The sequence below is a fragment of the Frankia sp. CeCAU1 genome (assembly GCF_977971845.1).
The window spans coordinates 2006-11145 of record NZ_CDWWXA010000145.1 but is presented as its reverse complement, the minus strand read 5'-3'; the positions used below and the strand labels follow the sequence as shown (position 1 = coordinate 11145).

Here is a 9140-nt window from a genome sequence, read left to right as displayed (position 1 = left end):
GGCGGCAACGACGAGTTCCCCGAGTTCCGCGAGCCCGCCCGCCTCAACCGGTCGACCTCCGCCGCCAGCTCCTCGACCCGACGTTCCTGCCCAGCCAGCCGCTCCTCCCGCTCGGCGATCCCGGCCCGCAGCTGTTCGATCAGCCCCGCCCGCGCCACCACGAGAGCAACCAGCCCCTCACGCGACATCTCCTCCGGCGGCACCCGGCCACACCACCACGCCCCGACCACGCCGCCACGCACGACACACCAGAACGGCAAACAACATCCACACCCGGCTCCAACACCAGCCACTCACCGCAAGATCACGAATCTACGTGAATGTTTACCCTGGACGCATCCCTTATCGCGGCGACAAGGGAAGATCGAACCAGCCGAATTATGCCGACCTCCTTGCGGTACGAGAGGCTGGTAGCGGCGGCTTCGGGTCGCGCCTCGGCATAACTCGAACGTCGGCATAATGGATCTTATGTCGACGTCGGCATAACTCGCACCTGCTGCGGAACAGTTTCCGGTATGCCGCCCGGCAGGACTGGGACCAGATCGCGAAGGCGCTGCGGCCCGTCTACACCGCCCCGACCGAGGCCGCCGCCACCGAGCGGTGGCTGGAGTTCGCCGAGGCCTGGGGCGGGAAGTATCCGGCGATCGTCCGGTTGTGGGAGAACGCCTGGGCGGAGTTCACGCCGTTCCTGGCCTTCGACGCCGAGATCCGCCGGGTCATCTGCTCGACCAACGCGATCGAGAGCGTCAACGCCCGGATCCGCCGCGCGGTCCGGGCCCGCGGGCACTTCCCGAACGAGACCGCCGCGCTGAAGTGCATCTACCTGGCGGTCATGAGCCTCGACCCCACCGGGCAGGGCCGCAAGCGCTGGGTGATCCGCTGGAAGGGCGCTCTCAACGCCTTCGACGTCGCGTTCGACGGCCGGCTCACCGCAGGCCGCAAGTAGCCCACCTCAACCCGATTTACACCGTTATCTTGGCAGAGCCGTTATCTTGACACTCCCCAACCGAAACCACGGTGGCCTGGGCGTGTACTTTATGGATCCGGCGGGGCATGGTATGGAAATCATCACCCGTCCGTACGGCAGCCACCACCAGCCGACGGTGCTCTGAGCCAGCGCCGGCCCGGCCAGGGCTTTTGTGGGCCCTGACCGGGCCACCCTTCATCCATATGGACAAAATAAGCCAAAGTGCGGCCTGCGGAAGGGCGGAGCCCAAGCGGCCTTGCATCTGCAACCCGGGGATGGTACCGACCGTGCCTGTACCGCCATCAAGGTTCTGACCGGCATCTTTTGGGTGATCGGGTCGCATCCCGGGTCCATCCCTGGGGTGCACATGCCGCGCGGCTCGGCCGATGGGACTGTGCGGCGACATGGTTCCAGCGGCCCGACGTCTGGTGGAATCCTGCTGCGAGTGAATCAACCCGTGTGGTCTGGGATGACGTCATGTCGGGCGAGCAAGGGGAGCAGGGTGTGGCGGCCCTGGGTGATGGTCCACTGCTCCGCGGCGAGACCAGCGATACGGGCGCCTGCGATGTTCTTCTCGTTGTCGTCGATGAACAGGATGCTGGCCGGGTCCACGCCGATGCGGCGGGCGGCCTCGGTGAAGAAGGCGGGGGCGGGCTTGGCGATGCCGAGGTCGCAGGAGTAGCAGCTGACGTTGAACAAGCGGTCGTAGCCAAGCGCCGAGCGCATGTAGGCGGCGCGGTGCCGCTCCTGGTTCGTGCCGAGATGGACACCGTAACCGCGCAACCGCAGGGCCCGGACCAGCGCGAGAGATTCGTCCATGACGTCGATCCGGTGCCACACGTCTCGGTACACGTCTTCGACCGGCGTCGATACGGCGAACTCGGCCAGGGTCGCCGCGAGCACCGGCATATAGTCACCGCGCCCCGCGAGCATCGGGAGCTCGTCCTTCCAGGTCCGGTGGAGGAACTCCCGCGAACGCTCGCCCAGGTACGGCTCCATCGCCGCGTACCAACCTACAGGGATCTCCTGAAGGACTCCGTCCGCGTCGAACAGCACGTGCCTGACGCCTGCCACCGATCTTCGCCTCCTTTTCGAGACCGGGTCAATGGGGCAGCCGTTCTCACAGATGTCCCACAGATGTCCCACAGAGTCTGGCCCGCCAGGCGGAGGCTGCTGGGGGGACGTCCACAAGATGCCCGGTGGGTGTCCAGTCGTGAGGGGAGGCTGATCTACGGGGAGCACCGGGCGACGCGTTAGCGAAGCAGGCCGAGGTAGCGCGAGAGGGTGTGCTCGACCTGGGCCATGTCATCGCGGGAGAGGTAGTCCACGAGTTCACCCGCGACATAGGCGCTGTCGATGGTCCGGATCTGGTCGATCAGGATCCTGGTCGACCGTCCCGCAATGATCACCTCTGGTCTGAAGGTGGATGCCTGCGCGCTGGTCGACGTGGGAGCGATCGTGACCGTGGACCACGTGTTCTGTTCCATGCTCAGGACGAGGCCGAGCCGACGCCCCCGCTGTTCATGCCCGCGCTTGGCGTCGCCGAGGTCGACCGGGTATACCGCCCCGCGGATCAGGGCTGGTCCTGGGACCTGGCTGGTACCGCGAGGTTCGTACCTGTGATCACAATATTGCCGTTGGTGTCATACCCCCACGCGTCGGGCTCGGCGGACAGGTCCTCGTTCCGCAGCCGGTGCATGTCCTCGCGGGCGCGCGTCTCCCACGCCTCCCGGTCCAGCAGCCGCAGGGCACGCCGGATGACGTCGCTGGTCTTCTCGTCCTGACGGCGGTTGGCCTCGACGATCCGGAGGTCCTCTTCGGTGGGACGGAACCCGACACTCATGAGGCCACCGTACAACAAACGTACAACAGTCGGGGTGGGTTTGGCGGACGCGCAGATCGAGGCATGTGTGTCCTGGGGGTGGTACCGATCGTGCCGGCATAGCTTCAGGCGTCTCACCAGCATCTTTAGGTGGTCCGGACGGCCCTTGGTCCGCACCCGCGTTGCACACGCCGCACGGCTCGGGCGCAGTACGCCGACTGCCGCGATCAAGGTTCCGTACGTCCGGCGCGCCGCCAGGGTCGTTTGAGCAGTTCGGGTGTGCCTGCGGTGCGTCGGAGCCGTCTTCGCAGGTCCTCGGCGGCGGCGCGGATCGCGGCGGGGTCGCTGCCGGCGAGGGCAGCGCGCAGTGTGGCGAGCCCTCGTTCGACGTCGGCGCGGGCGGCGGCTCTGGACCGGCTCCCGCGCTCGGCGAGGAGTCGTTCGGCCGCGTGGGCCAGTGGCTCGGCCTGGTTGCGGGTCTCGGCCTCCTCGCGGCGTCGGCGGTCCTGGTCGAACGAACTGCCTGCGCGCGATCGCCGTCATCCGGTCGAGGTCCTGTCGCGACAGCGCGGTGTCCGCGCCGAGTTGCGCCGACAGCTCCCGGCCGGTGCCGAGGTCCTTCGCCGAGACGTACATGTCGCCGTCGCCGTCGATGTCGATGGTTACCTCGATCCGCGGCACGTTGCGCCGCGCCGCGGGCAGGCCGGTGAGTTCGAACCTGTCGAGCTTCCTGTTGTGGGCCGCCATCTCGTGCTCGCCCTGGAGCACCTGGATCCGCACGGACGGCTGGTTGTCCTCGGCCGTCGTGAAGATGTCGGAGCGCTTCGTCGGGATCGTGGTGTTGCGCTCGATCAACGTGGTCATGGCGCCGCCCTCGGTCTCGACGCCCAGGGACAGCGGAATGACATCGAGGTCAAAGACGTCCCTGACCTCCCCCATCCTGATACCGGCCCGCAGCGCGGCGCCGACGGCGACGACCTCGTCGGGGTTGACGCTCTTGTTCGGCTCCTTGCCGCCGGTCAGCTCGCGCACCAGGTCGACGACGGCCGGCATCCGGGTGCAGCCGCCGATGAGCACGACGTGGTCGATTCGGCTGGCCTTGATCCCGGCGTCCTTGACGGCCTGCCGGAACGGGATCCGACAGCGGTCGATCAGATCCTGGGTCATTCGCTGGAACTCGGCCCGCGTTAGGGTCACATCCAGGTGCAGCGGGCCCTCGGCCGAGGTGGTGAGGTAGGGCAGGGTGATCGAGGTCTGGGTGGACTGCGACAGTTCGATCCTGGCCTTCTCGGCGGCCTCCCGTAGCCGCTCCAGCGCCGTCCTGTCCGTGCCGAGGTCGACGCCGTGCCGGCCCTGGAAGGTCCTGACCAGATGATCGATGATCCGCTGGTCCCAGTCGTCGCCGTCGAGGCCCGGGTCGCCCGCCGTCGAGGCCCGGGTCGCCCGCCGTCGACTTCACGTCGACCACACCGTCCCCGAGCTCCAGCACCGACACGTCCAGGGTGCCACCGCCAAGGTCGAAGACCAGGATCGTCTGTTCCCGGTCTCCCTTGTCGTGGGCGTAGGCGAGGCCCGTCAGGGTGGGGCCGCTGATGAGCAGCTCGGCTCTCAGGCCGGCGATCGCTGCGGCTTCGGCCGCCGCCCGCCGCAGCGGGTAGCCGGCGGTCACGGGGACCGAGATGACGGCCGAGCCCACGGCCTCGCCGAGGTGGGTCTCGGCACCGCGAACGAGATCGGACAGCAGGAAGGCGAGGATCTGCTGCGCGAGGTACCTATCGCCGTCGATGTCGACGCTCCAGCCGGCGCCCAGGCGGCGGGTGACGGACCGGACAGTGGAGGGCGGGGGCAAACGGTCGTAGCGACGCCTCGATAGGATGATCGTGATGGCGTCGAGGACTGGCAGGGCGGATGGCGATCGTCGTGGTGGTCGCGGCCTGGTGTGCGGTGAGGTGGGTACGGCAGGTAGTCTCGCGGAGCGTGACTCTCGATCGGTGGCGGGATCAGTACGCCCAGCGTGCTCAGGGGATGATCGCGAGCGAGGTTCGGGCGTTGTTCGCGGTGGCATCCCGTCCCGAGATCGTGTCACTCGCCGGCGGCATGCCCCCGGTGGACGTCCTTCCGTTGGAGGCGGTCGCGGCGACGGTCTCGGAGCTGGTGCGCAGCCGGGGTGCGGTGGCGCTGCAGTACGGCTCGGCGCAGGGCGATCCGGGGTTGCGGGCGCGGATCTGTGACGTGATGGCGATGGAGGGCATCACCGACGCCCACCCTGACAATGTGGTGGTGACCGCCGGGTCGCAGCAGGCGCTGGATCTGCTCACCCGCGTGTTCATCGACCCGGGCGACGTGGTCGTCACCGAGGGGCCGACCTACGTGACGGCGATCAACACGTTCGCGGCCTATCAGGCGCGGATCGTGCATGTGCCGATGGATGGCGACGGCCTGTCGCCGGGCGCGCTTGCGGAGATGTTGGCGCGGCTGGCCGCGGACGGTGCCCAAGTGAAGTTGCTGTACACGGTGCCGACGTTTCAGAATCCCGGGGGGATCACGCTGACGGCGCCGCGGCGGTCCGAGGTGATCGAGCTGTGCCGCCGGGCGGGGGTGCTGGTGGTGGAGGACAACCCGTACGGGTTGCTGTCGTTCACGGGTGAGCCGGTGCGGGCGATGCGCGCCGACGCGGCGGACGACGTGGTGTATCTGGGGTCGTTCTCGAAGACGTTGGCGCCGGGGCTGCGGGTGGGGTGGGCGCTGGCTCCGCCGGCGGTGACGGCGCGGCTGGTGTTGGCGGCGGAGTCGGCGATCCTGTCGCAGTCGATGTTCACGCAGCTGGCGGTGGAGCGGTATCTGGCGACGCAGCCGTGGACGGAGCAGGTGAAGGCGTTCCGGGAGATGTACCGGGAGCGCCGCGACGCCATGCTCGACGCCCTGGACGAGGCGATGCCCGCCGGTGCGTCCTGGACTCGGCCGGACGGGGGGTTCTTCGTGTGGTTGACGCTGCCGGACGGGGTGAACACGAAGGCGATGTTGCCGCGGGCGATCGCCGCCCGGGTGGCCTATGTGCCCGGGGTCGGGTTCTACGCCGACGGGTCGGGTGGTACCAGCATGCGGTTGTCGTACTGCTACCCGTCCCCGGAGCGTATCCGGGAGGGGGTCGGTCGCCTCAGTGCGGTCGTGCGCGACGAGCTGGCCCTGCGTGACACCTTCGGTTCCCACCCCTCCCGTCCCTGATATGCCCGACACCGTGAAGGATCCGACGATGACTGATCTGGGCCGTGTGCTGATCCTCGCCGGCGGGCTGTCCCCCGAGCGGGAGGTCTCCCTGCATTCGGGGGGGAAGCTGCGCGACGCGCTGGCCCGCATCGGGGTCGAGGCCGAGCTGGCGGATGTCGACGCCGCGACGCTGCCCGCGCTGGCTGCCGACCCGCCCGACGTGGTGTTCCCGGTACTACACGGGACCTCAGGGGAGGACGGCACGATCCGCGAAGTGCTGGATCTGTACGACCTGCCCTACGTCGGCGCCCTGCCCCCGGCGTGCCGGGTGGCGTTCGACAAGGCGACAGCGAAGGCGGCGGTCGCCGCGGCGGGGGTGGCGACCCCGGCGGCGGTGACGCTGCCCCGCGAGGCCTTTCACGATCTGGGGGCCGCCGCGCTGATCGAGCGGATCGTCGCCCGCCTGGGACTGCCCGTCGTGGTCAAGCCCCGCGCGGGAGGGTCGGCGTTCGGCGTAACGCGCGTCGAGGACGCGGGTGAACTCGCTGAGGCGCTGATGAGCTGCTTCGGCTACCACGACTCGGCGCTGATCGAACAGGCCGTCGCCGGGGTCGAGATCGCCATCGGGGTCGTCGACACCGGGGAGGGGCCGGTCGCACTGCCGGCCGTCGAGATCGAGCCGAGGGCGGGGGTGTACGACTACGCGGCCCGGTACACCGCGGGTGCCACCTCGTTCTTCACCCCGGCCCGCCTCAGCGAGGAGATCCTGCGCGCCGCCGCCGAGACCGCGCTCACGGCGCACCGGGTGCTGGGCCTGCGAGACCTGTCCCGCACCGACCTGATCGTCGACGGGAACGGGGTCGCGCAGTTCCTGGAGGTGAACGTCGCCCCCGGCATGACCGACACGAGCACCTGGCCGATGGGGCTGCACGCCGCCGGTCTCGACTTCGCCGTGGTCTGCCGCGACCTCGCAGCCCACGCCTACGACCGCCGCGACGCCGCTCGCGGCTGAGCGCGGGACCGTCGTTCAGCGGCGGTACACCGAGACGTGCTTGCGGGCGGCGTTGGGGTCGTAGGCGGTGGCGTCCCAGTCGCCCCACCGGTACGCGAGTCGGAGACCCGCGGCTGCTGCCAGGGCGTCGATCTCCTCGGGCCACAGGTAGAGCATCCGGCCCGGGTACATCCGGACCGGCGCACCGTCGGCCAGCACGATCTCGTGGTAGTCGAAGGTGCGGGCGGTGGGAGTGTTCGTGGCGGCGAACAGCACCACACGCTCGGTGCTGCGCTGCTTGACCACCACGGCCGAGTCGGCGGGGAACATGCCGGGATGCGGCCCGTCCGGCAGCCGCCCCGGCCGGGGCACGAACGTCTCCAGCACCAGCGATCCGCCGTCGCCGAGGGCCTTCGCGGCCTGCGCCAGGAACCGGGATTGGACGTCGCGGTCGGCGAGGAGGAAGAACGTGTTGAACACGGCATAGACCAGGGGGACCGGGTCGGCGACGGTGAAGGTCGCCGCGTCGGCTTCGACTGCGGTGACCGCAAGCCCCTCTGCCACGGCGGATCGGTGCAGTTGGCGGGTCATCTCCCCGGAAGCGTCGATCCCGACGACCGGGACCCCCGCGCGGGCCAGGGGGAGCGCGACCCGTCCGGTGCCCGAGCCGACCTCGACCGCCGGGCCGTCCCCGGCGAACGCGGCGAGCACCTTGATCTGCACGGGGTCCGCGGCGAAGGTGCCGTAGAGGTCGTCGTAGGTGTCGGCGATCGCATCGCCGTACGTCGACTCCTGGTAGTGATCAGCTGGCATCGAACACCTCACCCGTCGTGGCGTTAGAGCCGGTTTCACAAAGATCGGTCAACCACGGCGTGTCATACCAGGATGATCTCGAACAAGCCGGTAGATCTCTGGTGCCATGCGCGATGAGGTGGTGACGGAGGAGCTGTGGGCGCGGCTTGCGCCGCTGCTCCCGGAACGCACGCGGCGGTTCCGGTACCCGGGTCGGTTGCCAGCGGATGACCGGGCGGCACTGGAAGGCATCCTGTGGGTGCTGCGCAACGACGTGCCGTGGCGGCGGCTGCCGACCACCCTGTTCGGGGTGTCGGGGGTGACCTGCTGGCGGCGGCTACGGGACTGGCAGACCGCCGGGGTCTGGCAGCGTCTGCACGAGACGCTGCTCGCCGAGTGCAACGCCGCCGACGGGCTGGACCTGCATCGGGCGCTGGTCGATTCCTCTCACCTGCACGCGCTAAAAGGGGGGGCCCAGACCGGGCCGAGCCCGGTCAACCGGGCGCATCCCGGCAGCAAACACCATGTGATCACCGATGCGACCGGGGTTCCGCTGGCCGCATCGGTGACCGGCGGTAACCGCAACGACGTCACTCAGCTCATCCCGCTGGTCGACGCCATCCCGCTGATCCGTGGCCGCCGCGGTCGGCCTCGCCACCGCCCCCGCTACCTGCTCGCGGACCGTGCCTACGACCACGACGCCTACCGCCGTCAGCTCACCCGCAGGCAGATCACGCCGGTCATCGCCCGACGCGGGACGCCGCACGGCTCGGGTCTTGGCACCCAGCGCTGGCCTGTCGAGCGAACCATCGGCTGGCTGCACCAGTTCCGCCGACTCCGGACCCGCTGGGAACGCCGCGACGACATCCATCAGGCGTTCCTCACGCTGGCCTGCTCGATCATCTGCCTTCGCAAGATCCAAGGATCGTTCTGAAACCAGCTCTTACACGCTGGTAACGTCTGCTGTACCGGTACAGGAAGAGTGATCCTATCGAGAGATCGAAAACAGTACCGGTACAGTTTGAGTGACGAGGAGTGCCGGTATGCCCAGATATGAGGAAATCGCCGCCGAGCTACGCCGGCGCCTCGACGCCGACCCCACCCCCTACCCCGTGGGCAGCCGCCTGCCCGGCCACAGCCAGCTGACCGCGGAGTTCTCCGTCGGCCGCGGCGTCCTGACCGAAGCCCTCGGCCTCTTGGCCCTCGAAGGCCGCATCCGCATCGCCGACCGCTCCGGCGCCCTCGTCCTCGACCCCACCGCACCCCCGCAGCCCGTCGACGTCGGCAGCCAGGTCCGCCGCAACGAACTCGGCTACATCTTCAACGCCGCCGCCGGCCACTGGCGACCCACTGCGCCACCC

Annotated in this window: 9 protein-coding genes and 2 pseudogenes; 5 read left to right on the top strand and 6 right to left on the bottom strand. The window is 69.2% G+C overall.

The genetic code is table 11. From position 1 onward, the window contains the following. On the bottom strand, window positions 1-260 hold a 260-nt coding region (locus AC08OO_RS19770), incomplete at its 3' end, for a hypothetical protein (RefSeq protein WP_476618871.1). Window positions 261-490: 230 nt separating this feature from the next. Between AC08OO_RS19770 and AC08OO_RS19765 the strand changes: the two are divergent. Beyond that, window positions 491-946: pseudogene (locus AC08OO_RS19765) on the top strand (transposase); the annotation flags it as partial. Window positions 947-1417: 471 nt separating this feature from the next. On the opposite strand, the gene AC08OO_RS19760 reads toward AC08OO_RS19765, so the two are convergent. The 4 genes and pseudogenes from AC08OO_RS19760 to AC08OO_RS19745 form a co-directional block, all read right to left on the bottom strand. Continuing rightward, window positions 1418-2041 carry an HAD family hydrolase gene (locus AC08OO_RS19760; RefSeq protein WP_476611363.1) on the bottom strand — a complete coding sequence of 208 codons (624 nt, stop codon included), beginning with the start codon at window positions 2039-2041 and terminating at the stop codon, window positions 1418-1420. 179 nt (window positions 2042-2220) lie between these two features. Continuing rightward, window positions 2221-2541, bottom strand: a complete 321-nt coding sequence (locus AC08OO_RS19755; RefSeq protein ID WP_277870118.1) for a type II toxin-antitoxin system PemK/MazF family toxin — start codon at window positions 2539-2541, stop codon at window positions 2221-2223. Continuing rightward, complete coding sequence (locus tag AC08OO_RS19750; RefSeq protein ID WP_023842085.1) at window positions 2541-2810, bottom strand: hypothetical protein; 270 nt, start codon at window positions 2808-2810, stop codon at window positions 2541-2543. Before AC08OO_RS19750 ends, AC08OO_RS19755 begins: the two co-directional genes overlap by 1 nt. 287 nt (window positions 2811-3097) lie before the next feature. Continuing rightward, window positions 3098-4623 (bottom strand): annotated as a pseudogene (locus AC08OO_RS19745) (Hsp70 family protein); the annotation flags it as partial. 191 nt (window positions 4624-4814) lie between these two features. Between AC08OO_RS19745 and AC08OO_RS19740 the strand changes: the two are divergent. After that, window positions 4815-6014 (top strand): aminotransferase-like domain-containing protein, encoded by a 1200-nt coding sequence (locus AC08OO_RS19740; protein WP_476611365.1) that lies wholly within the window; start codon window positions 4815-4817, stop codon window positions 6012-6014. 28 nt (window positions 6015-6042) lie between these two features. After that, window positions 6043-7008 carry a D-alanine--D-alanine ligase family protein gene (locus AC08OO_RS19735; protein ID WP_023842090.1) on the top strand — a complete coding sequence of 322 codons (966 nt, stop codon included), beginning with the start codon at window positions 6043-6045 and terminating at the stop codon, window positions 7006-7008. Between the two features lie 15 nt (window positions 7009-7023). Here AC08OO_RS19735 and AC08OO_RS19730 read toward each other — a convergent pair whose 3' ends face one another. Beyond that, complete coding sequence (locus AC08OO_RS19730) at window positions 7024-7800, bottom strand: class I SAM-dependent methyltransferase (RefSeq protein ID WP_476611362.1); 777 nt, start codon at window positions 7798-7800, stop codon at window positions 7024-7026. 106 nt (window positions 7801-7906) lie between these two features. On the opposite strand from AC08OO_RS19730, the gene AC08OO_RS19725 reads away from it, so the two are divergent. Both AC08OO_RS19725 and AC08OO_RS19720 read left to right on the top strand, forming a co-directional pair. Further along, window positions 7907-8713: an IS5 family transposase gene (locus AC08OO_RS19725; RefSeq protein ID WP_035912658.1), complete on the top strand. Its 807-nt coding sequence runs from the start codon at window positions 7907-7909 to the stop codon at window positions 8711-8713. Between the two features lie 109 nt (window positions 8714-8822). Continuing rightward, window positions 8823-9140, top strand: a 318-nt coding sequence (locus tag AC08OO_RS19720; protein WP_476618870.1) for a GntR family transcriptional regulator, incomplete at its 3' end; no start/stop codon positions are given.

Excerpts from the sequence above, each read along its gene's own strand:
- AC08OO_RS19750 (WP_023842085.1), bottom strand. The coding sequence starts at position 2,810 with ATGAGTGTCGGGTTCCGTCCCACCGAAGAGGACCTCCGGATCGTCGAG.
- AC08OO_RS19740 (WP_476611365.1), top strand. The coding sequence starts at position 4,815 with ATGATCGCGAGCGAGGTTCGGGCGTTGTTCGCGGTGGCATCCCGTCCC.
- AC08OO_RS19735 (WP_023842090.1), top strand. The coding sequence starts at position 6,043 with ATGACTGATCTGGGCCGTGTGCTGATCCTCGCCGGCGGGCTGTCCCCC.
- AC08OO_RS19730 (WP_476611362.1), bottom strand. The coding sequence starts at position 7,800 with ATGCCAGCTGATCACTACCAGGAGTCGACGTACGGCGATGCGATCGCC.
- AC08OO_RS19725 (WP_035912658.1), top strand. The coding sequence starts at position 7,907 with ATGCGCGATGAGGTGGTGACGGAGGAGCTGTGGGCGCGGCTTGCGCCG.